The sequence below is a fragment of the Hydrogenophaga sp. IBVHS1 genome, assembly GCF_002127265.1.
Taxonomy (GTDB): Bacteria; Pseudomonadota; Gammaproteobacteria; order Burkholderiales; family Burkholderiaceae_C; genus Hydrogenophaga.
This window is the reverse complement of record NZ_NFUU01000001.1, coordinates 1,629,774-1,650,836: the sequence shown is the minus strand read 5'-3', so window position 1 is coordinate 1,650,836 and position 21,063 is coordinate 1,629,774. Positions and strand designations below refer to the sequence as shown.

Below are 21,063 nucleotides of genomic sequence, written 5' to 3'. Positions count from 1 at the left end.
ACGACCGCTGGTCAGAAAGCGTCTTCGGGCAGCGCGGCGCAAGTCTGGTCGCGCTGGCTCACCACCTGCAGCCAGGCGCCGATCTTGGGCAGCTCGTAGTGGAAGAAAAACCGCATGGCCGCCAGCCGGCCGGTGCGGGCGTGCGTTTCGGGCGCCGCGCTCGCGGCCAGTGCCACATCGAGCCAGACCCACGCCAGCACCGTGTGGCCGAAGGCCTGCAGGTACGGCACGGCATTGGCCAGTGCATCGGTGGGCTCGCCGGTGGCCCAGGCGGCTTTGGTGGCCGCGCCCACCTGGGCCAGCGCCTGACCCAGCGCGTTGGCGTGGGCCGCGAATTCGGGGACCTGAATCGCGCGCTCGATGGTGCCGTTGATGCGGCCAGCCAGCAGGGTGAGCCCCTTGCCGCCTTCCATCAACACCTTGCGCCCCAGCAGATCCATGGCCTGGATACCGTGTGTGCCTTCATGGATCATGTTCAGGCGGTTGTCGCGCCAGTATTGCTCCACCGGGAAGTCTCGCGTGTAGCCATACCCGCCGTGAATCTGGATCGCCAGGCTGTTGGCTTCCAGGCACCACTCGCTGGGCCAGCTCTTGGCAATGGGGGTCAGAACCTCCAGCAGCAGGCGAGCGTCGTCCGCCGTTGCCGCGTCGGCCGTGTGCTGCTCGTCCACCAGCCGCGCGCAATACAGTTCGAGCGCCAGCGCACCTTCGCAATACGACTTCTGCGCCAGCAGCATGCGCTTCACGTCGGCGTGTTCGATGATGCGCACCGGCGGTTGCGCCGGGTCTTTGCCGGCGGGGCCCATCGGGCGGCCTTGCGGGCGGTTCCTGGCGTAGTCCAGGCTCGCGTGGTAGCCGGCCATGCCGAGCATGGTGGCGGCCAGGCCCACGCCGATGCGGGCCTCGTTCATCATGTGGAACATGCAGTGCAGGCCCTTGCCGGCCTGGCCCACCAGGTAGCCCACGGCTCCGGCCTCACCGCCGACGGGGTACTTGCCTTCGCCAAAGTTGAGCAGCGTGTTGGTGGTACCGCGCCAGCCGCACTTGTGGTTAAGGCCAGCCAGCGCCACGTCGTTGCGCTCGCCGGTCAATTGACCTTCGGCGTTCACCATTTTCTTGGGCACGATGAACAGCGAGATGCCTCGCGTGCCGGGTACCAGCTTGCCGTGTTCGTCCGGAATCTTGGCCAGCACGAGGTGGATGATGTTTTCGGTCAGTTCGTGCTCGCCGGCCGAGATCCACATCTTGTTGCCCTTGAGGCGGTAGCGCGGGCCCAGCGGGTCACTCTCGAAATCGGCGCCATCGGGCACAGCGCGCGTCATCACATCGCTGAGCGACGAGCCCGCCTGCGGTTCGGAGAGGCACATGGTTCCCGAGAAACGGCCCGAAAACTCGTTGAGTGCAAACACCCTTTTCTGCGCTTCGGTGCCATGCACCATCAGCAGGTTGGCGTTGCCGGTGGTGAGCATGCCACTGCCAATGCTCACCGACGCCATGGCAAAGAACGCGTTGGCGGCGGCCTCTACCGTGTAGGGCAACTGCATGCCGCCCACGTCGTAATCTTGCGCGGCGCTGAGCATGCCGCTCTCTGCATAGGCCTTCTGGGCATCGTGGGTAGCCTGCGGCAGAACCACGCGCTCGCCATCGAAATGCGGCTCCTGCGTGTCCACCAGCCGGTTGAAAGGCGCGTACTTCTCGCGCGCAATGCGCTCGCAGGTGTCGAGCACGGCGTCGAAAGTCTCGCGGCTGTGGTCGGCGAAGCGGTCGCGCTCGTTCAGGTTTTCGACGTGCAGCCAGTCGTTAAGCAGGAAATCGAGGGTAGGTCGCAGGCTCATGGAATCGGCCTCTTGTTCAGTTCTGGCGCGGCAACGCGGCGATGGTGCCCTGCGCCACCGCGCAGAGCTTTTCCGCGCCGTCCTTCAGCACGAACACATCGCAGCGGCAGACCGATTGCGTCTTGCCGGTGTGCACCGCTTCGGCCCGCGCAATCAAGCGCTCGCCGATCGCAGGCCGCAAGTAGTTGATCTTGAACTCCGCCGTGACCACCGGCACGCCCAGAGCGCTCCCACCGGCGTAGGTGAGCGCGTTGTCGGCGGCGTAGCTCAACACGCCGCCGTGCACGAAGCCGTGCTGCTGCTTCACCGACTCACCAATGGGCACATGCAGTTCGCAGTGCCCTCTGGAGAACGCGGCGAGCTCGGCGCCGATGAGGCGCGAGAAAGGCTGAGCCGCCAGCACCTCGCGCCCCATGGCCAGAAACTCCTCGGGGCTGACGCTGGCCTCGGCCATGGCGGTGCGTCCTTACAAAACTTCGAAGACGCCGGCGGCACCCATGCCACCACCAATGCACATGGTGACCACGACCTTTTTCGCACCACGGCGCTTGCCTTCGATCAATGCGTGGCCCGTCAGGCGCTGGCCGGACACGCCATAGGGGTGACCCACGGCGATGGCGCCGCCGTTCACGTTCAGCAGGTCGCCCGGAATGCCCAGCTTGTCGCGGCAGTAGATCACCTGCACGGCGAAGGCTTCGTTGAGTTCCCACAGGTCTATGTCACTCACCTTGAGGCCCAGGCGAGCCAGCACCTTGGGAATGGCAAACACCGGGCCGATGCCCATTTCGTCCGGCTCGCAGCCCGCCACCGCGAAGCCTAGGAAACGGCCCAGGGGTTGCAGGCCACGCTTCTCGGCCAGGGTTTCGTTCATCACCACGCAGGCGCCGGCGCCGTCGCTGAACTGGCTGGCATTGCCAGCCGAAATCACACCGCCGGGAATGGCTGGGCGAATGCCGCTGATGCCTTCTTTGGTGGTGCCAGCGCGAATGCCTTCGTCGTTCTCCACCGTGACCTGCTTCGTGGTGAGACCCATCACCTTGTCGGCCACACCGGCAGTCACCGTTATGGGAGCGATCTCGGCCTTGAAGAGGCCGGCTTCCAGCGCGGCGGTGGCGCGTTGCTGGCTGGCAGCGCCGTATTCGTCCATGGCGTCGCGGCTGATGTTGTAACGCTTGGCCACCTGCTCGGCGGTCTGCAGCATGTTCCAGTAGATCTCGGGCTTGTTCGCCACGAGCCACGGATCGGTCAGCATGTGGGTGTTGATTTCCTGCTGCGTGCAGGAAATGCTCTCCACGCCGCCGGCCACAAACACGTCGCCCTCGCCGGCCACGATGCGCTGTGCTGCCATGGCAATGGTCTGCAGACCAGACGAGCAGAAACGGTTGACCGTCATGCCCGAGGTGGTGATGGGCAGGCCGGCGCGCAGTGCAATCTGGCGTGCAATGTTGGCCCCGGTGGCGCCTTCGGGGGTTGCGCAGCCCATGATGACGTCGTCCACTTCAGCGGCTTCGATGCCGGCGCGCTGCACGGCGTGCTGCACTGCGTGGCCGCCGAGGGTGGCGCCGTGGGTCATGTTGAAGGCGCCCTTCCAGCTCTTGGCCAGGGGCGTGCGGGCGGTGGAAACGATGACGGCGTTGGTCATGAAATGTTCTCCTGATTCAGTTGAAGGACTTGCCTTCGGCGACCAATCGGGCCAGCAGGGGCGCGGGCTCCCAGAACTTCGCATCGTCCAGCGGGTTCTTCGCGAAGCGCTTCATGCTCTGCACCACGTTGAACAGGCCCACCGTGTCGGCGTAGATCATCGGGCCGCCGCGGTGCGCGGGGAAGCCATAACCGAAGATGTAGACCACGTCGATGTCGCTGGCCTTGTTGGCAATGCCCTCTTCCAGAATGTGCGCGGCTTCGTTCACCAAGGCATACACAAGGCGCTGCACGATTTCTTCGTCGGAGATCTTGCGCGGCTTGATGCCGAGCGAGGCACGGTGGTCCTCGATCATCTTCACCACTTCGGCGTTCGGGATCGCATCGCGCTTGCCCGGCACGTAGTCGTACCAGCCGGCGCCTGTTTTCTGGCCGAAACGGCCCTTCTCGCACAGCAGGTCGGCGGTCTTGCTGTACTTCATGTCTGGCTTTTCCTGGTAGCGGCGTTTGCGAATCGCCCAGCCAATGTCGTTGCCGGCCAGGTCGCCCATGCGGAACGGGCCCATGGCCATGCCGAACTTCTCCATCGCCTTGTCCACCTGCTCGGGCGTGCAGCCTTCGTCCAGCAAGAATCCACCCTGGCGGCCATATTGCTCGATCATTCGGTTGCCGATGAAGCCATCGCACACGCCGGAAACCACCGCCGTCTTCTTGATCTTCTTGGCCACGGTCATCACGGTGGCCATCACGTCCTTGGCGGTCTTTTCGCCGCGCACCACTTCCAGCAGCTTCATCACGTTGGCCGGGCTGAAGAAGTGCAGGCCCACCACGTCCTGCGGGCGCTTGGTGAAACTCGCGATCTTGTTCACGTCGAGCGTGGAAGTGTTGGAGGCCAGGATCGCGCCCGGCTTCATCACGCGGTCGAGTTCCTTGAACACCGCTTCCTTCACACCGATCTCTTCAAACACGGCTTCAATGACGAGGTCGGCCGAACCGATGTCGTCGTAGCTCAGTGTGGTGCTGAGCAGCGCCATGCGTTGTTCATACTTGTCCTGCTTGAGTTTGCCCTTCTTCACCTGGGCCTCGTAGTTCTTGCGGATGGTCGCAATGCCACGGTCCAGCGCCTCCTGCTTCATCTCGAGCAGCTTCACCGGAATGCCGGCATTGAGGAAGTTCATGGCGATACCGCCGCCCATGGTGCCGGCGCCGATGATGGCCACCGAGGCGATCTCGCGCCTGGGCGTGTCGTCCGGCACGTCCGGAATCTTGCTGGCGGCGCGTTCGGCGGTGAACAGGTGGCGCAGCGCGCGGCACTCCGGCGTCCACATCAGGTGGATGAAGATTTCGCGCTCGAAGGCCATGCCATCGTCGAACCGCTTCTTGGTGGCGGCTTCCACCGCGTCCACGCACTTGGCCGGCGCCGGGAAGTTCTTCGACATGCCCTTGACCATGTTGCGCGCAAACTGGAAATAAGCCTCGCCCTTCGGGTGCTTGCACGGCAAGTCGCGCACCTTGGGCAACGCACTGCCGTCGGCGTGTTTCGCGGCCATCTCGCGCGCCATGGCCAGCGCCTCCTCGGCCAGGCTTTCGGGCGAGGCGGACAGCTTGTTGAACAGCATCTGGCCGGGCAACTGCGCCAGCATTTCGCTCTTCACAGGCTCACCGCTCACGATCATGTTGAGCGCCGGCTCCACGCCCAGCGCACGCGGCAGGCGTTGTGTGCCGCCCGCGCCGGGGATCAAGCCGAGCTTCACTTCCGGCAAAGCCACATTGGTGCCGGGCGCAGCGATGCGGTAGTGGCAGCCCAGCGCCAATTCCAGCCCGCCGCCCATGGCCACCGAATGAATGGCCGCCACCACCGGCTTGGAAGCGTTCTCCACCGCCAGAATCACCGAGAGCAGGTTGGGCTCGGCCAGCGCTTTGGGCGAACCGAACTCGCGAATATCGGCACCCCCTGAAAACGCCTTGCCGGCGCCGGTGAGCACGATCGCCTTGACGGCGGGGTCGGCCTCGGCCTTCTCCAGACCGGCAGCGATGCCCTGGCGTGTCGACAGCCCCAGGCCATTGACCGGCGGGTTGTTCATGGTGATGACGGCGACATCGCCGTGGACCTGGTACTCAGCGGTCATGGAAGCTCCTTCGTGGTACGGGGGTGCGCTGAAAAAGAACGATCGTTCGATTCTAGGGGGATTGTGCGGTGCGGCAAGGGGGCGGTGTCGCCGGGTTGTCTGGCTTGAGAAGACCTGCGCTTTCAGACCTCAAGCCACTCTTTTCTTGTGTAGGGATCGGCCCGCAGGCTTTCCGGCGTGCCCTGAAACACGATGCTGCCATGCCCCATCACCAGCGCCCGGTCGGAAATGCTCATGGCGATGGTGAGCTTCTGTTCGATGAGCAGCACCGCCACGCCGCGCGCCTTGAGCTTCTGCAGGTATTCGCCGACCAGCTCCACGATCTTGGGCGCGAGGCCCTCGGTGGGCTCGTCGATGATGATCAGGTCCGGGTCGCCCATGAGCGTGCGGCACAGCGTGAGCATCTGCTGCTCGCCACCAGAGAGCACGCCGGCCTCGGTGTGCTGGCGCTCCTTCAGGCGCGGGAACATGGTGTACATGTCGTCGAAGCCCCAGCGCGAACCTTTCCCCTTGCCTTTCTGGCCGAGCATCAGGTTCTGGTGCACGGTGATCTTGGGAAAGATGTCGCGGTTCTCGGGCACATGGCCGATGCCGAGGTGAGCGATCTCGAACGGCTTCTTGCCCAGAATCTCCTGGCCCTTCCAGCTCACATGACCAGTGCATTCGACCAGACCCATGATGGCCTTGGCCGTGGTGGAGCGGCCCGAGCCGTTGCGCCCGAGCAGGGCCACGATCTCGCCGGCTCCCACCTGGAACGTGACGCCATGCAGCACGTGGCTCTTGCCGTAGTAGGCATGCAGGTTGTTGATGTCGAGCATGTCAGTGTCCTGCAGCCTGTTGTTCAGCCATGGTGCCCAGGTAGGCTTCCTGAACGCGCGCATTGGCGCGCACAGCCTCCGGTGTGTCGAAGGCAATCACCTCGCCATAGACCACCACCGCAATGCGGTCCGCCAGGCCAAAGACCACGCCCATGTCGTGCTCCACGGTCAGCAGCGTCTTGCCCACAGTCACTTCGCGGATCAGGTCGATGAAGCGGGAGGTCTCGCTCTTGCTCATGCCGGCGGTGGGTTCGTCCAGCAGGATCACATGCGCGCCACCGGCAATGGTGATGCCGATCTCCAGCGCGCGCTGCTCGGCGTAGGTGAGGTTCATGGCGAGCACGTCGCGCTTGCGGTCGAGGCGGATCATCTGCATGAGTTCTTCGGCGCGCTGGTTCGCGTCGTCCAGATCTGCAAGGAACTTGAACAGCGTGTACTTGTAGCCGAGGCTCCAGAGCACGCCGCAGCGCAGGTTCTCGAATACGCTGAGCTTGGGAAAGATGTTGGTGATCTGAAAGCTGCGCGAGAGGCCCAGCCGGTTGATCTGGTACGGCTTCAAACCGTTGATGCGCTGCCCGGCCAGCAGCACGTCGCCGCTGGTGGGCTCGAAGCGGCCCGAGATCAGGTTGAACAGGGTGGACTTGCCGGCGCCGTTGGGGCCGATGATGGCCACACGCTCACCAGGATTCACCACCAGGTTCGCGCCACGGATGATTTCTGTCTTGCCAAAGCGCTTGCGCAAGTCGCGCAGCTCAAGTGCGGGTGTCTGGTTGTTCACTGCTGCGCTCATAGCGCCTCCCTGCGCTTGATTTCCTGTTCGATCTCGACCTGGATGTCGTGCCATTCGCGCAGGAACTGACGCCGCGCAAGCTCGAACAAGCCCAGGCCGGTGAGCATCACAAAGGCGGAACCGAACCAGCTGTTGGCGCTGCGCGCGTTCAGCGTGGCGCCCAAAAACTGGAGTTCGTCACCCAGCGCGGCGTTGAGCTGAAGGTGGTAGACCATCTCGATCATGGCGCCCGCTCCCACCAGCACCACCAGCGCCAGCAGACCCAGCGCGAGATAACTCGTCCACACCCTTTTGAGCATGCCGAAGGCGGCGACGCGCACATTCATCATGATCAGGCTGGCCACACCGCCAGGCGCATACATCACCATGAACAGGAAGACCAGCCCCAGGTAGAGCAGCCAGGCCTTGGTGAATTCGGACAGCAGCACGAACGCCAGCACCATGAGGATGCCGCCGATGATGGGGCCGAAGAAGAAGGTGGCGCCACCGAGGAAGGTGAACAGCAGGTAGGCGCCCGAGCGCGCACCGCCCACCACTTCGGCGGTGACGATCTCGAAGTTCAGCGCCGCCAGCCCGCCGGAGATGCCGGCAAAGAAAGCCGCAATCACGAAAGCCAGGTAGCGCACCACCTGGGTGTTGTAGCCCACGAACTCCACGCGCTCCGGGTTGTCGCGCACGGCATTGAGCATGCGGCCCAGCGGTGTGCGCGTGAAGGCGTACATGAGCCCGGTACACACAAAGGTGTAGATCGCGATCAGGTAGTAGAGCTGGATCTGCGGCCCGAAGGTGATGCCCATGGGCCGTGAGCCGGTGACGCGGTTGCCAGCAATGCCGCCCTCGCCACCGAAAAACTCGGGAAACATGAGCGACATGGCGTACACCAGCTCGCCAATGCCCAGCGTGATCATGGCAAACGGAGTGGCCGCCTTTTTGGTGGTGACCCAGCCAAACACCAGGGCAAAGGCCACGCCGGCCAGACCACCCACAATGGGCACCAGGCTGACCGGGATGGGCCACTGGCCATTGCTCACCAGGTTGAGCGTGTGGATGGCCAGGAAGGCGCCCAGACCCGAGTACACCGCGTGCCCGAAGCTGAGCATGCCGCCCTGCCCCAGGAGCATGTTGTACGAGAGGCAGACGATGATGGCGATGCCCATCTGGCTGAGCATGGTCTGGCTCAGGCTGCTGGTGAAGATCAGCGGCGCGACCAGCAGCACGAAGGCGTAGAGGCCCCAGACGATCCAGCGGCCGACGTTGAAGGGCTTGAACTGATAGTGTGATTTGCTCGCCATGGCTTCAGCCCTCCCGCGTTCCGAGCAGCCCCTTGGGCCGGAAGATCAGGATCAGCACCAGGAACACATACGGCAGGATGGGTGCAATCTGGCTGATCTTGAGTTTCCACACGGCCCAGCCGAAGGTCTCGGGTGTGAGCGTGACGCCCACCACCTGTACCAGATCCACCAGCGCCTTGTCGATGCCCACGGCAAAGGTCTGGACGATGCCGATGAGCAGCGATGCCACGAAGGCGCCCGACAGCGAACCCATGCCGCCCACCACCACCACCACGAAGATCACCGAGCCCACGGTGGCGGCCATGCCCGGTTCGGTGACGAAGGCGTTGCCGCCGATCACACCGGCCAGGCCGGCCAGCGCCGCGCCACCACCGAACACCAGCATGAACACACGCGGCACGTTGTGCCCCAGCGTTTCCACCGTTTCAGGGTGCGTGAGCGCGGCCTGGATCACCAGCCCGATGCGCGTGCGCGTGAGCAGCAGCCAGATGGCGATCAGCATGAGCACGGCCACCAGCATCATGAAGCCCCGGTACATGGGGAACTGGGTGCCGTAGATGGTGAACAGCGGGCCGGAGAGCTCGGCAGGCACGCGGTAATCGACCGAGCTGGTGCCCCAGATCAGTTGCACCATCTCGAGAATGATGAAGCTCAGGCCAAAGGTGATGAGCAGCTCGGGCACGTGGCCGAACTTGTGCACCCGGCGCAGGCAGTACTTCTCGAACACCGCGCCCAGCAGGCCCACCAGCACCGGTGCAATGAATAGCGCCGGCCAGAAGCCCATGAACTGGGTCGTGCTGTAGGCGAAGTAGGCGCCAAGCATGTAGAAGCTGGCGTGCGCAAAGTTGAGCACGCCCATCATGCTGAAGATCAGCGTGAGCCCGGAGCTCAGCATGAACAGCAGCAGCCCGTAGCTCAGGCCGTTGAGCAGGAAGATGGTGAAGAATTCCATGAGGTGTGCTGGCGGTGGAAACAGAAAAGCCCGTTCACCCTGATCGTATCGAGGGGCAAACGGGCTTCGACAGGCTCAGCCCGAACCGGTGGTTCCTGAAATCAGGAAGGCCGCTTCATCTGGCAGCTGGTGGGCGTGCTGGCCACATACGGGTCCATCTGCTTGATGGGTGCAAATGTGAAGCCGGTGTTTTCCACGCTGTAGGGGTTCTTGGCATCGACCTTCTGCCACTTGGTGACGAACATAGACTGCTGCAGCTGGTGGTCGTTCTTGCGCATGGTCACTTCGCCTGCAAAGCTCTTGAAGGACAGGCCTTCCATGGCCGCCGCCACTTTCACCGGGTCGCTCGACTTGGCCTTGGCAATTGCCCCACTCAGCAGATTGATGCCGTTGTAGGTGGCGTAGGTGTAGTAGTCGTCGTTGAATTTCTTCTTGAACTCTGCGGCCATCCTGCCGATCTCGCCGCTGTGGTTGGCGTGACCGTAGGCGATCACATAGACCTCGCCTTCGCCGCCGGCGGCCAGCGCGGTGGGCGTGCCAGTGACGCCGGAGTAGTAGGTGTACATCGGCAGCTTCAGGCCGGCGTCGTTCAAGGCCTTCACGAACAGGGTGAGGTCGGCGCCCCAGTTGCCGGTGACGATGGTGTCTGCGCCGGACTGCTTGATCTTGGCCACGTAGGGCGCGAAGTCCTTCACCTGGCCAATGGGATGCAGATCTTCACCGACGATCTTCACGTCCGGGCGCTTGCGGCTGATGCCTTCCTTGAAGTACTTGGCCACCTGCTGGCCGTGCGAGTAGTTCTGGTTGAGCAAATACACGTTCTTGACCTTGGGCTGGTCCTTCATGAAGGTGGTGAGCGCCTCCATCTTCATGGTGGTGTCGGCGTCCAGACGGAAGTGCCAGTAGTCGCACTTCTCGTTGGTCATGGCGGGGTCGACCGCGGCGTAGTTCAGGTAGATGACTTCCTTGCCGGGGTTGCGCTCGTTGTGCTTGGCCACCGCATCGAGGATGGCCAGGCCAGCGCCCGAGCCGTTGCCCTGGGTGACGTAGCGGAAACCCTGATCGATGGCGGCTTTGAGCGTGTTCAGACTCTCCTGTGGCGAGCCTTTGTTGTCGAAGCCGACCACCTGGAAGCTCACACCCGCCGGGTTCTTTGCACCGGAGAGTTGTTCGGCGGCGAACTGCCAGCTCTTGAGCTGGTTCTGTCCCACGTTGGCGAACGGTCCGGAGAGCGGATCCATGAACGCGATCTTGACGGTTTCACCTTTCTGGGCCTGCGCTGCGAAGGCACAGGCGATCAGGGTTGCGGCGGTGAGGCTCTTGACGGCGAAGTGCATGTCTGTCTCCGGATGGTGGTTGGGGGGCGATGCACAGCTTACAAGCCCCCTGCTGCGCATCACTCAGGGATAGCCCCTAGGGGCTATCACGCGGGCGACTGAACCGCTGTCTTTTGTCCGGTGGGCGACTGGCGCAGGGCTCAGACGCCCGGCAGCACGTAGTCCTGCAGCTGCTGACGCAGGGTCATCTTCTGCATCTTGCCGGTGGCGCCCAGCGGGATGGCTTCCACGAACACCACGTCGTCGGGCACCTGCCACTTGGCGATCTTGCCTTCGTAGAAGGCCAGCAGCTCCTCGCGCGTGACCTCCGCGCCCGGCTTCTTCACCACCACCACGATGGGGCGTTCGTCCCACTTGGGATGGCGCATGCCCACGCAGGCGGCCATCGCCACCGCCGGGTGGGCCATGGCGATGTTTTCCACGTCGATCGAGCTGATCCACTCGCCGCCGGACTTGATCACGTCCTTGCTGCGGTCGGTGATCTGCATGAAGCCATCGGCGTCGATGGTGGCCACGTCGCCGGTGGGAAACCAGCCGTCGCGCAGCGGATCGCCGCCTTCGCCCTTGAAATAGCTGGCGATGATCCACGGTCCGCGAACCAGCAGATCGCCGTAGCTCTTGCCGTCCCAGGGCAGTTCCTCGCCCGCCTCGTCGACGATCTTCATGTCCACGCCGAAGATGGCGCGACCCTGCTTCAGGCGCACCTTGAGCCGCTCATCGGCCGGCAGCGAGAGCTGCGCGTTCTTGAGCGTGCAGACCGTGCCCAGGGGCGACATCTCCGTCATGCCCCAGGCGTGCAGCACCTCGACGCCGTACTGGTCGTTGAAGGCGTTGATCATGGCCGGCGGGCAGGCCGAGCCGCCAATGACCGTGCGCTTCAGGGTGCTGAATTTCAGGCCGCCGGCCTGCAGGTGGCCCAGCAGCATCTGCCATACCGTGGGCACCCCGGCCGCCATGCTGACCTTTTCAGCCTCGATGAGTTCGTAGACCGACTTGCCGTCCAGCGCGGGACCCGGGAAAACCAGCTTGCAGCCGGTGGCTGCGGCCGAATACGGAATGCCCCAGGCGTTGACGTGAAACATGGGCACCACCGGCAACACGCTGTCGCGCGCCGAGAGGCTCATGGCATCGGGCAGCGCCGCGCCGAAGGCGTGCAGCAAGGTGGAGCGGTGCGAATACAGCGCGGCCTTGGGGTTGCCCGTGGTGCCGCTCGTGTAGCACATGCTGGAGGCGCTGTTCTCGTCGAAGGTAGGCCAGGTGCAGGTATCCGGCTGGGCACCGATCCAGGCCTCATAGCTCAGCAAGCCGGGGATGCCGCTGTCGGCCGGCAACGCCGCCGCGTCGCACAGCGCCACCCAGTGCTTCACCGTGGGGCAACGCGCCGCCACCGCCTTGACCAGTGGCAGGAAGCTCATGTCGAAGCACAAGGCCCGGTCTTCCGCGTGGTTGACGATCCAGACCAGCTGGTCGGGGTGCAGGCGCGGATTGAGCGTGTGCAGCACGCGGCCGGTACCGCTGACGCCGAAATACAGTTCCAGATGGCGGTAACCGTTCCACGCCAGCGTCGCCACGCGATCCCCCATGGGCAAGCCCAGGCCATCCAGCGCATTGGCAACCTGGCGGGAACGGCGCGCCACCTCGCGCCAGTTGCTGCGGTGGATGTCACCCTCGACACGGCGCGAGACGATTTCGCCCTCGCCATGGTGCCGTTCAGCGTGATCGATCAGGGAAGAAATCAGCAGTGGTTGGCTCTGCATCTGGCCCAGCATGGAGGTCTCCGTCGGGGTTGAAAAGATAAGGGCATGTTAGCCCGCGCACCGGGTCAACATGGCGCGGGTTGTCCCGGAGGAAACAGGCAGCCCGGGCATCGTCGGTGCCTGGTCAGTCTTTGCCTGCTTCAACAGGGGCCGCGTAGTCAGTCAGTGCCCGCCGGGTCTGGGTGGCGAGTTCGCGAAGCGCGCCCGTCCAGTCTGCTTGGGCGGGCCAGCGACCCTCCTCAACCAGGGGGTCGTGGCACTGGCGCGCGAGCCGGTGCAGCGCCTGGGCACCAGCTTCGCCGCTCATGCCCACGAGCGAGTGAAGCGCCTCGCTGCAGGCTTTTGTGTCTTGTGCCATCGCTGAGGCCTCCACATCGCAAAGAAGGCGGTCGATGGCGGGAAGATACTCCACCATCAGTTCGTCCAGCACGCCAATGCGCCGGTGGTTGTCAAGCCGCTTGATATCGAGCAGATTGACGGTGTCGGCGCCCGTCAGATGGTTCGATTCCGGTGCACGGGCACGCACTGCGCCACACAGGGGCAAGGCATGCAATTTTTCAAGAAGCATGGCCATGTCAAAGGGCTTGACCAGCAAATCATCCATCCCGGCACGCCGGGCTTCTTGCAACACGCTCGGCGAGGAATGCGCAGTGAGAGCCAGGATTGGCGCTCGTCGGCACGCCAGGGCACTGGCGCGAATGGCGCCAGCCGTTTCAATGCCATCCATGCCGGGCATTTCGATGTCCAGAAGAATGGCGTCGCAGCGGTCCATGGTCGCGAGCCGCGAAATCACCTTGTGCCCGTTGTCCGCTTCGACCACGGTAACGCCCTCAGCACGCAACGAGGCGGCCACGGTCTTGCGGATGTAAGCGTTGTCATCGGCCAGCAGAACGGCACGCCCGGCCAGCGACGGCGCCTGTTGCGCCGCGACGCGTGCCTGGCTGGTCTCCATCGCATCGCACAGTGCTTTCAGCAGCGCACACTGCTCGCTTGGCTTGGCAACAAATCCATTCATCGTTGCCTTGCGCGTCTTGATCTGGGCCACAGCCATCGGCTCGCCGGAGTAGGCGACGATGCACAACTGCGGATCGATGCCGGGTTGGCCTGCGCGAATGCGCTTGGTCAGGGCGTAGCCATCCATTGCGGGCAGGTGGAGATCGAGCACGATCAGGTCGTAGCGCTGCTGCGCCAGCATGTGCAAGGCCTGCTCCCCATCTGAGCATTCATCGACCACGGCGCCCATGGATGCGAGCTTGTGGCGGGTGAGGAAACGCACTGCCGCGTTGTCCTCCACCACCAGAAGGCGTCGGCCGTCGAACAGTGCGCGCGACTTTGCCAGCATCGTCGTGAGCTCCTTGTTGCGTTCAGCAGCTGTAACCAGCGGCAGCGTCAGCCGAAAGCAGGTGGACTGGCCCGGCACGGACGAACAGGTAATGCTCCCGCCGAACGCCCCCATAACGCGCGCGCAGTACGCAAGGCCCAGACCGGTGCCACCGGCCTTGCCCTGGCTGTAAAACGGTTGAAAAAGCCGCGCCTGCACTTCGGGGGCGATACCGGGCCCATCATCGCGCACCTCAATCTGGCCCGCATCGACAACGATCTGAACCCGCACGCCCGGATTCGCCAGCGCGTTCTTGATCAGGTTGAACATGACAAACAAGAAAGCGGTCTCGTCTGCCCGAAAGAAGAAGTCGCACTCCACTCTCAAGCTCACCTGCGCACGGTGGGTCGCATCTTCATAGCCGAACTCTTGCACTGCCCTTGCACAAGTTTCACCCGCCAGCAGGCGGCTGAAGCCATCGGAGTTCAAGGGCATGTCGTGCACCTCGTCCAGCGTCATGGCGATGACCTGCAGTCCGCGTTGCACCGCGAGTTCTCCCTGGGCAATGTGCTCGTAAAGAGTGTTCAGATCTCCAGCGGCCAGCTCCTGGCGCTCCACCTCCAAGGTGGGCACTGGCAGCACCCGCTGGAATGCTTCGAGGCTCAGCTTGAACTGCGTGAGTGGGTTGCGCATTTCGTGGGCGATTGATCCCGCGAGCGAGGCATAGGCCTGCCGTACCTTGATGGCCGCAGCACGCTCAACGCCATGTTTGAACAAGGTCCCTCCTGCCACCACCACCAGCAAGATGGGCAGCCTCGCCACATAGTCCATCGGTAGCTGGGGGCTCGGGTCAGAGGCCCAATAGACGCCGAAGGCGAGGATGAAGCCGGCCGCAAGCATCACGAACATGTTGCGTCGATCGGTCAGCAAAATGATGAAGAACGCGGCCATCAGTGTGTTGCCTACCGCAACCGGACCTCCTCCATTCTTGAGCGACGTGAATACAAACAGGAACGGTAAACAGAAGATCGGAACCGCCCATGCGACCAGGTGGAAATGGGGCTTGAGCGAGCGTGGCCAGTGTTCAGGAAAGAGGATCAGCAGGCATGCGAGCATGGCCGCCAACCTGAGCGGCCAATCGTCGTAGCCAGGCGAGCTCTTGGTGAAGCGCGACAAATAGAACAACGGATACGCCACCAGGCCCACCATGGCGGCGTAGCGGAGCATCTGGGGTTCAAGCTGGTGATACCTGCGATGGCGGCCAACAAGTTCCCGAAGCAAATTCATGGAGACAACCCCCTGGGGTAAATTAGTACAAAAGGCTTATTTTGTTTGTATTGTCACAACTCCTTGGCCCTGCTACAGCGGGGTTAACCCAAGCAAAGGAAAATCTTCCGATGTCATCTGCGATCGATGCGCCCAGCGCGGCCCTGGACCTGGGCCTGGCGTGGCACAACCGCTTTGCCCAACTCGGCGAGGCCTTCTTCACCCGGCTGCAACCCACACAGCTTCCCCGTCCCCATTGGGTGGGCACCAGCACGGCGGTGGCCGATCTTCTGGGGCTGGACCGCTCCTGGCTGCAATCGTCTGCCGGTCTGGAAGCGTTTTCGGGCAACGGTGAAATCTTGGGTTCGCAGCCGCTGGCCAGCGTCTACAGCGGCCACCAATTCGGGCATTGGGCTGGTCAGTTGGGCGATGGCCGTGCGATCCTGCTCGGCGAGGTGAACACCGTCAGCGGTGCGCAGGAAGTGCAGTTAAAAGGCGCCGGCCTCACGCCCTATTCGCGCATGGGCGACGGGCGCGCCGTGCTGCGCAGTTCGATCCGCGAGTTCCTTTGCAGCGAAGCCATGCACGCGCTGGGCATTCCCACCAGCAGGGCGCTGTGCGTCATCGGGTCGCCTGCGCCGGTGCGTCGCGAAGAAATTGAAACTGCAGCGGTGGTGACGCGCGTGGCGCCCAGCTTCATCCGCTTCGGTCACTTCGAGCATTTCTCGCACACGGGCCAGCACGATCTCCTGCGCACCCTGGCCGACTTCGTGATCGATCAGTTCTACCCAGCGTGCCGTGAGACGCAGGGCAATCCCTACGCCAACCTGCTTGAAGCCGTGAGCGCGCGCACCGCTGACATGGTGGCGCAGTGGCAGGCGGTAGGCTTTTGCCATGGGGTGATGAACACCGACAACATGAGCATCCTCGGGCTCACCATCGACTACGGCCCGTTCCAGTTCCTCGATGCGTTCAATCCTGGCCACATCTGCAACCACTCCGACACGGGCGGTCGCTACGCCTACAACCGCCAGCCCAACATCGCTTACTGGAACCTGTTTGCGCTGGGCCAGGCCCTGCTCCCGCTGATGGACGACCAGCAGCAGGCGCTGGACGCGCTGGAACCCTACAAGGCGCTGATGCCGGCTGCGTTGCAGCGCCGCATGAACGCCAAGCTGGGCCTGACCGATGTGGACGGAAGCGATGCCGCGCTGACCGAAGACCTCATGAAGCTCATGGCGCAGGACGCGGTGGACTTCACCATTTTCTGGCGCCGGCTCAGCCATTCCCTCAGCGGCACCCTGGAGCCGGTGCGCGACCTCTTCCTGCAACGCGAAGCCTTCGACGCCTGGACTTCGCGCTGGCATCAACGTCTGCATGGCCAACCCGGCTTCAATGCCGCCACCACGCAGAACCACATGCTGCGCACCAACCCGCACGTGGTGCTGCGCAACCACCTCGGCGAACTCGCCATCCAGCGCGCCAAGGCAGGCGACTTCACCGAGCTGGCGCGGTTGCAGAATGTGCTTGAGCACCCATATGAGGAACTTGCCGGGAACGACGACCTGGCTGGATTTCCGCCCGAATGGGCCAGCCAGATTGAAATCAGTTGCTCTTCCTGACCCCACTCACCTGGAGATCCGCATGAACTTTCCCGTCCACAAGTCCGATGCCGAATGGCGTGAACTGCTGGTGAAAAAAGGTGCCGAGCCGCGCGCCTTTGAAGTGACGCGGCAGGCCTCCACTGAGCGGCCATACAGCGGAAAATACGAACAGGTGTGGGCGGACGGCAGCTACCACTGCATCTGCTGCGGCAACACCCTGTTCGACGCCAGCACCAAGTTTGACGCGGGCTGCGGCTGGCCCAGTTTTTCCCAGGCCGTGCCCGGCGCCATCACCGAAATCACCGACCGCAGCCACGGCATGGCGCGGGTGGAAACTGTGTGCAGCCAGTGCGGCGCGCACCTGGGCCATGTGTTTCCAGACGGTCCTACGCCCACAGGCCTGCGCTACTGCATGAATTCCGCCTCGCTGGAACACCAGCCCACCAAGGACACGCCATGAAAGCCCAGAACATCCTGCAGACCATTGGCAACACGCCGCACATCCGCATGCAGCGTTTGTTCGGCGCTTCCAGCCAGCAGGTCTGGATCAAGTCCGAGCGCAGCAATCCGGGCGGCTCCATCAAGGACCGCATTGCGCTGGCCATGGTGGAAGACGCCGAGAAGAGCGGTGCGCTGAAGCCCGGAGGCACCATCGTTGAACCCACTTCGGGCAACACCGGCATTGGTCTGGCCATGGTGGCCGCCGTCAAGGGCTACAAGATCATTCTGGTGATGCCCGACAGCATGTCGATCGAGCGCCGCCGCCTCATGCTGGCCTACGGCGCCAGCTTCGATCTGACCCCGCGCGAGAAGGGCATGAAGGGTTCGATCGCGCGCGCCGAAGAAATTGTGGCCAGCACGCCGGGCGCGTGGATGCCGCAACAGTTCAACAACCCGGCCAACGTGGACGTGCACGTGCGCACCACGGCCGAAGAGATCGCCGCCGATTTTCCCGATGGCGTCGACGCCATCATCACCGGCGTGGGCACCGGCGGGCACATCACGGGCGTGGCTCGCGTGCTCAAGGCGCGCTGGCCCAGGCTGCAGGTGTTTGCGGTGGAGCCCGCGGCCTCGCCCGTCATCTCTGGGGGTGCGCCCTCGCCTCACCCCATTCAGGGCATCGGCGCCGGATTCATCCCCAACAACCTCGACACCACCCTGCTCGACGGCGTGATCCAGGTCGAGGCCGAACCCGCGCGCGAGATGGCGCGCCGTTGCGCGCGTGAAGAAGGCATGCTGGTGGGCATCTCGTCGGGAGCCACGCTGGCCGCCATCGCGCAGAAGTTGCCCGAACTGCCGGCCAACGCGGTGGTGCTCGGCTTCAACTACGACACCGGCGAGCGCTATCTGTCCATCGAAGGCTTCCTGCCGGCCTGATCCCATGAAAACCTTGCAAGACATCCGCCTCTCCATGCTCGATCTGGTTGCCGTGCGCGAAGGCGGCACCGTGGCCGAGGCACTCGCCGTGGCGCTGCGCACCGCACAGCATGCCGAATCGCTCGGCTTCACCCGCTACTGGCTGGCAGAGCACCACAACATGAGCGGCATCGCCTGCTCGGCCACCGCGGTGCTGGTGGGCCACATCGCCGGCGGCACGAAGCACATGCGCGTGGGCTCGGGTGGCGTGATGCTCCCCAACCACGCGCCGCTGGTGGTGGCCGAGGCCTTTGGCACGCTGGCCGAGCTGTACCCGGGCCGCATCGACCTCGGCCTGGGCCGCGCACCCGGTACCGACCCGCACACCATGCTCGCGCTGCGCCGCGATCGCGTGGAAACCGAAGCCGACTTCCCGCGCGACGTGGCTGAACTGCAGCAGTTGCTCGGCCCCGCGCAGCCGGGGCAGCGCCTGATTGCCAACCCCGGCGCCGGCACCAACGTGCCCATCTGGCTGCTCGGATCGAGCCTGTTCTCGGCGCGCCTGGCGGCCGAGCGCGGCCTGCCCTACGCCTTCGCCTCGCACTTTGCCCCGCGCTTGCTGATGCATGCGCTGGACGTGTACCGCCGCCAGTTCCAGCCCTCAGCCACGCTGGAAAAGCCTTACGCCATCGTCGGGGTGCCGGTGATTGCCGCACCGACCGATGCGGAAGCCGAATTCCTGGCCAGCAGCACCTACCAGCGCGTGCTGGGCATCCTGACCGGGCGGCGCGGCCTGCTGCCGCCCCCGGTGGAGCATTTCATGGAACGCCTGCATCCCCAGGAACGCGCCGGCATTGCGGACTTTCTGGCCATGGCCGTGATTGGCGGGCCGCAGGGCGTGCGCGAAGGGCTCACCACACTGGCCGAAACCACCGAGGCAGACGAGTTCATGATCGTGAGCGACCTGTACGACCCGGCGCTGCGGCTGCGCTCGCTGACGATCACAGCCGAAGCAATGGCCGCGCAGGCCACGCCGCAACTGGCCTGAGGCCTTACTGCCGGATCATCTGCATGATCTGACCCGCATCCAGCGTGGCCGCCTTCTGCTGGATCTGAGGCAGGTATTGCGTCTGCATCTGTTTCGCTGGGCCGAGCAAGTCCTGGAAAGTCTGCTTGAGCAGATCGGTGCTCATGACCCGGCCACCTGCGTAGTAACGCTTGGCCACCTGGCCCAGCGCGTAGGTGGTGGCAAAGGAGAAAGCCATGCCGGTGGCCGCGCGGCCGATGCCCCCGACCGTGCGCCCGGCAGCCTTGCCCAGCAAGCCCCCGAGCAGCTTGCGGCCAAACTGTTCCAGGTATTGCGAGGTCAGGCCCACGCCCAGCGCCGCGATGAACTCGCGGATGTGCCCTTGGTCCAGCTCAACGCCATGGGCCTTGCCCACGGCATACACCATCTTCACCTGCAGGGGAATGATGGCCATTGACGCCCAGGACTGCGGCAGCAGCTCCAGTGCGCCATTGAGGAGCGCGTAGTTCAGGATGGACTTGTCCAGCTCGGCGTCGCGTGCCGCAGTGGGTGCGGGCACCGCAGCGATCACGGGTGCTGCAGCCACCACGGCGGGCACGGCCACCTCGGCGGCATCGACCACGGCGTCGGCCTCGCGCTCGAAAGCGGTGGCCTCGGTGGCATTCAGTTTCAGGCGAGTCTTCAGATCGTTGAGGAACGCGGTCTCCGGCGGACTCTGGCGTCCATCCGCATCGCACACACACACCGCCATCTCGTAGGCCAGCTGTCGCTGCCCCGGGTCCTGCAGGCCAGCCACCGCATCGTTGAGCGAGACGCGCTTGAGCAGCACGTCCTGGTACAGCCGGGCGAGGCCGTTCCCACCGGGCTCGTGGCCCAGCGTGTCGGCCATCTGCCGGATCGACTCGCGCTCGGCGTCGGCCTTGTTGCCATCAGCGAATGCCGCCAGCAGGGCAATGGAAAGGATGGATTGTTGTTCCTGAGGGGACATGTCGGAAGCGTTCCTTGAAGATGTTGATCGGGGTGATCGGGTCGATTGAAAGAGTCTGGCCCGTGTCGCGGAGTTCCGGCCCAATCCCCGCTTAAGTCTGTGCCCGGGGCCCCAAGCCCGATAATCCCCCGCATGCGTTTCCTCATCGACTTCTTTCCCATCGCGTTGTTCGTGGCCGCCTACAAGTTGGCCGACATCTACACCGCCACCGGCGTCCTGATGGCCGCCACCGTCTTGCAGACCGCCCTGATCTACGCCATTGACCGACGCTTGCAGACCTTGCACAAAGTCACATTGGTGCTGGTGCTGGTGTTCGGCGCCCTCACCCTCTTCCTGCAGGACGAACGCTTCATCAAGTGGAAGCCCACCGTGCTGTACGCCAGCATGGCGATCGTGCTGGCCGCTGCCCTGTGGATCTGGAAGAAAAACTTCCTTCAGATCCTGCTCGGTAGTCAGCTGAAGCTGCCTGAGCCGGTGTGGGCGAAGCTCACCGTGGCCTGGGTGGCTTACTTCCTTTTCATGGCGGCCATCAACGGCTATGTGGCGGCCTATTTCTCCACCGAGTTCTGGGTCGACTTCAAGCTCTGGGGCTACATCTTTCCGGTGGTCTTCATCGTCGGCCAGGGCCTGTACATATCGCGCTACCTCAAGGACGACGCGGTGGAAAAATCATGACCGAGCCCACTGTACCCACGGCCGAGGCCATCGAAGCCCGCCTTCGCGAAGCGCTATCGCCCGTTCAACTCGAAGTGATCGACGAGAGCGCCGACCATGCGGGCCATGCGGGCGCCAACGGCCTGGGTTTCGGCACCCACTTCCGGGTTCGGATTGGCGGGCCCGTGTTCGCCGGGCGGAGCCGCGTGGCGCAGCACCGGCTTGTGTATGATGCGCTGCAAAAATTCACCGACGCAGGCCTGCACGCCCTGGCCATCGAGATCAAGGCCTGAGCC

18 protein-coding genes are annotated in these 21,063 nt (G+C 64.0%); 6 read left to right on the top strand and 12 right to left on the bottom strand.

Translation table 11 applies throughout. The annotated features are described in order from the left end of the window. Positions 1-11: 11 nt before the first annotated feature. The 11 genes from CAP37_RS07880 to CAP37_RS07830 all read right to left on the bottom strand — a co-directional run bounded on the left by CAP37_RS07880 (position 12) and on the right by CAP37_RS07830 (position 15,099). Entirely contained in the window at positions 12-1,835 is a 1,824-nt protein-coding gene (locus CAP37_RS07880) for an acyl-CoA dehydrogenase (protein ID WP_086123669.1), read from the bottom strand. Between the two features lie 16 nt (positions 1,836-1,851). Then, positions 1,852-2,289, bottom strand: coding sequence for a PaaI family thioesterase (locus CAP37_RS07875; RefSeq protein WP_086123668.1), 438 nt, complete (start codon positions 2,287-2,289; stop codon positions 1,852-1,854). 12 nt (positions 2,290-2,301) lie between these two features. Then, positions 2,302-3,477: an acetyl-CoA C-acyltransferase gene (locus CAP37_RS07870; RefSeq protein WP_086123667.1), complete on the bottom strand. Its 1,176-nt coding sequence runs from the start codon at positions 3,475-3,477 to the stop codon at positions 2,302-2,304. Positions 3,478-3,493: 16 nt separating this feature from the next. Then, complete coding sequence (locus CAP37_RS07865; protein ID WP_086123666.1) at positions 3,494-5,605, bottom strand: 3-hydroxyacyl-CoA dehydrogenase NAD-binding domain-containing protein; 2,112 nt, start codon at positions 5,603-5,605, stop codon at positions 3,494-3,496. 122 nt (positions 5,606-5,727) lie between these two features. Beyond that, positions 5,728-6,423 carry an ABC transporter ATP-binding protein gene (locus CAP37_RS07860; RefSeq protein ID WP_086123665.1) on the bottom strand — a complete coding sequence of 232 codons (696 nt, stop codon included), beginning with the start codon at positions 6,421-6,423 and terminating at the stop codon, positions 5,728-5,730. 1 nt (position 6,424) lies between these two features. Further along, a complete protein-coding gene (locus CAP37_RS07855; protein ID WP_086123664.1) occupies positions 6,425-7,213 on the bottom strand; it encodes an ABC transporter ATP-binding protein in 789 nt (262 codons plus the stop codon). Continuing rightward, a complete protein-coding gene (locus CAP37_RS07850) occupies positions 7,210-8,505 on the bottom strand; it encodes a branched-chain amino acid ABC transporter permease (protein ID WP_086123663.1) in 1,296 nt (431 codons plus the stop codon). Before CAP37_RS07850 ends, CAP37_RS07855 begins: the two co-directional genes overlap by 4 nt. A 4-nt stretch (positions 8,506-8,509) precedes the next feature. Then, the gene (locus tag CAP37_RS07845; RefSeq protein WP_086123662.1) at positions 8,510-9,457 is read right to left on the bottom strand and encodes a branched-chain amino acid ABC transporter permease; all 948 of its coding nucleotides are present in this window, start codon (positions 9,455-9,457) and stop codon (positions 8,510-8,512) included. A 101-nt stretch (positions 9,458-9,558) separates the two neighbouring features. Further along, a complete protein-coding gene (locus CAP37_RS07840; RefSeq protein ID WP_086123661.1) occupies positions 9,559-10,794 on the bottom strand; it encodes a branched-chain amino acid ABC transporter substrate-binding protein in 1,236 nt (411 codons plus the stop codon). Positions 10,795-10,934: 140 nt separating this feature from the next. Further along, positions 10,935-12,563 (bottom strand): 3-(methylthio)propionyl-CoA ligase, encoded by a 1,629-nt coding sequence (locus CAP37_RS07835; protein ID WP_086123660.1) that lies wholly within the window; start codon positions 12,561-12,563, stop codon positions 10,935-10,937. 112 nt (positions 12,564-12,675) lie between these two features. Continuing rightward, complete coding sequence (locus tag CAP37_RS07830; protein ID WP_218776829.1) at positions 12,676-15,099, bottom strand: response regulator; 2,424 nt, start codon at positions 15,097-15,099, stop codon at positions 12,676-12,678. Positions 15,100-15,269: 170 nt separating this feature from the next. On the opposite strand from CAP37_RS07830, the gene CAP37_RS07825 reads away from it, so the two are divergent. The 4 genes from CAP37_RS07825 to CAP37_RS07810 are packed head-to-tail and all read left to right on the top strand — an operon-like array spanning position 15,270 to position 19,146. After that, positions 15,270-16,760, top strand: a complete 1,491-nt coding sequence (locus tag CAP37_RS07825) for a YdiU family protein (RefSeq protein WP_086123658.1) — start codon at positions 15,270-15,272, stop codon at positions 16,758-16,760. 22 nt (positions 16,761-16,782) lie between these two features. Next, positions 16,783-17,202, top strand: a complete 420-nt coding sequence (gene msrB / locus CAP37_RS07820; RefSeq protein WP_086123657.1) for a peptide-methionine (R)-S-oxide reductase MsrB — start codon at positions 16,783-16,785, stop codon at positions 17,200-17,202. Next, positions 17,199-18,119 carry a cysteine synthase A gene (cysK, locus tag CAP37_RS07815; RefSeq protein WP_086123656.1) on the top strand — a complete coding sequence of 307 codons (921 nt, stop codon included), beginning with the start codon at positions 17,199-17,201 and terminating at the stop codon, positions 18,117-18,119. The genes msrB and cysK overlap by 4 nt, the downstream gene beginning before the upstream one ends. A 4-nt stretch (positions 18,120-18,123) precedes the next feature. After that, the gene (locus tag CAP37_RS07810; RefSeq protein WP_086123655.1) at positions 18,124-19,146 is read left to right on the top strand and encodes an LLM class flavin-dependent oxidoreductase; all 1,023 of its coding nucleotides are present in this window, start codon (positions 18,124-18,126) and stop codon (positions 19,144-19,146) included. Positions 19,147-19,150: 4 nt separating this feature from the next. Here CAP37_RS07810 and CAP37_RS07805 read toward each other — a convergent pair whose 3' ends face one another. Continuing rightward, positions 19,151-20,353, bottom strand: coding sequence for a DUF533 domain-containing protein (locus CAP37_RS07805; protein WP_256926994.1), 1,203 nt, complete (start codon positions 20,351-20,353; stop codon positions 19,151-19,153). On the opposite strand from CAP37_RS07805, the gene CAP37_RS07800 reads away from it, so the two are divergent. Both CAP37_RS07800 and CAP37_RS07795 read left to right on the top strand, forming a co-directional pair. Beyond that, the gene (locus CAP37_RS07800) at positions 20,246-20,788 is read left to right on the top strand and encodes a septation protein A (protein WP_086123653.1); all 543 of its coding nucleotides are present in this window, start codon (positions 20,246-20,248) and stop codon (positions 20,786-20,788) included. The genes CAP37_RS07805 and CAP37_RS07800 overlap by 108 nt on opposite strands. Further along, the gene (locus tag CAP37_RS07795) at positions 20,785-21,060 is read left to right on the top strand and encodes a BolA family transcriptional regulator (protein WP_086123652.1); all 276 of its coding nucleotides are present in this window, start codon (positions 20,785-20,787) and stop codon (positions 21,058-21,060) included. The genes CAP37_RS07800 and CAP37_RS07795 overlap by 4 nt, the downstream gene beginning before the upstream one ends. Positions 21,061-21,063 lie beyond the last annotated feature (3 nt).

Coding starts and splice junctions, on each gene's coding strand:
- CAP37_RS07880 (WP_086123669.1), bottom strand. CDS start 1,835: ATGAGCCTGCGACCTACCCTCGATTTCCTGCTTAACGACTGGCTGCAC.
- CAP37_RS07870 (WP_086123667.1), bottom strand. CDS start 3,477: ATGACCAACGCCGTCATCGTTTCCACCGCCCGCACGCCCCTGGCCAAG.
- CAP37_RS07865 (WP_086123666.1), bottom strand. CDS start 5,605: ATGACCGCTGAGTACCAGGTCCACGGCGATGTCGCCGTCATCACCATG.
- CAP37_RS07845 (WP_086123662.1), bottom strand. CDS start 9,457: ATGGAATTCTTCACCATCTTCCTGCTCAACGGCCTGAGCTACGGGCTG.
- cysK (WP_086123656.1), top strand. CDS start 17,199: ATGAAAGCCCAGAACATCCTGCAGACCATTGGCAACACGCCGCACATC.
- msrB (WP_086123657.1), top strand. CDS start 16,783: ATGAACTTTCCCGTCCACAAGTCCGATGCCGAATGGCGTGAACTGCTG.
- CAP37_RS07835 (WP_086123660.1), bottom strand. CDS start 12,563: ATGCTGGGCCAGATGCAGAGCCAACCACTGCTGATTTCTTCCCTGATC.
- CAP37_RS07840 (WP_086123661.1), bottom strand. CDS start 10,794: ATGCACTTCGCCGTCAAGAGCCTCACCGCCGCAACCCTGATCGCCTGT.
- CAP37_RS07860 (WP_086123665.1), bottom strand. CDS start 6,423: ATGCTCGACATCAACAACCTGCATGCCTACTACGGCAAGAGCCACGTG.
- CAP37_RS07875 (WP_086123668.1), bottom strand. CDS start 2,289: ATGGCCGAGGCCAGCGTCAGCCCCGAGGAGTTTCTGGCCATGGGGCGC.
- CAP37_RS07850 (WP_086123663.1), bottom strand. CDS start 8,505: ATGGCGAGCAAATCACACTATCAGTTCAAGCCCTTCAACGTCGGCCGC.
- CAP37_RS07830 (WP_218776829.1), bottom strand. CDS start 15,099: ATGCTCCGCTACGCCGCCATGGTGGGCCTGGTGGCGTATCCGTTGTTC.
- CAP37_RS07855 (WP_086123664.1), bottom strand. CDS start 7,213: ATGAGCGCAGCAGTGAACAACCAGACACCCGCACTTGAGCTGCGCGAC.
- CAP37_RS07810 (WP_086123655.1), top strand. CDS start 18,124: ATGAAAACCTTGCAAGACATCCGCCTCTCCATGCTCGATCTGGTTGCC.
- CAP37_RS07795 (WP_086123652.1), top strand. CDS start 20,785: ATGACCGAGCCCACTGTACCCACGGCCGAGGCCATCGAAGCCCGCCTT.
- CAP37_RS07800 (WP_086123653.1), top strand. CDS start 20,246: ATGCGTTTCCTCATCGACTTCTTTCCCATCGCGTTGTTCGTGGCCGCC.
- CAP37_RS07825 (WP_086123658.1), top strand. CDS start 15,270: ATGTCATCTGCGATCGATGCGCCCAGCGCGGCCCTGGACCTGGGCCTG.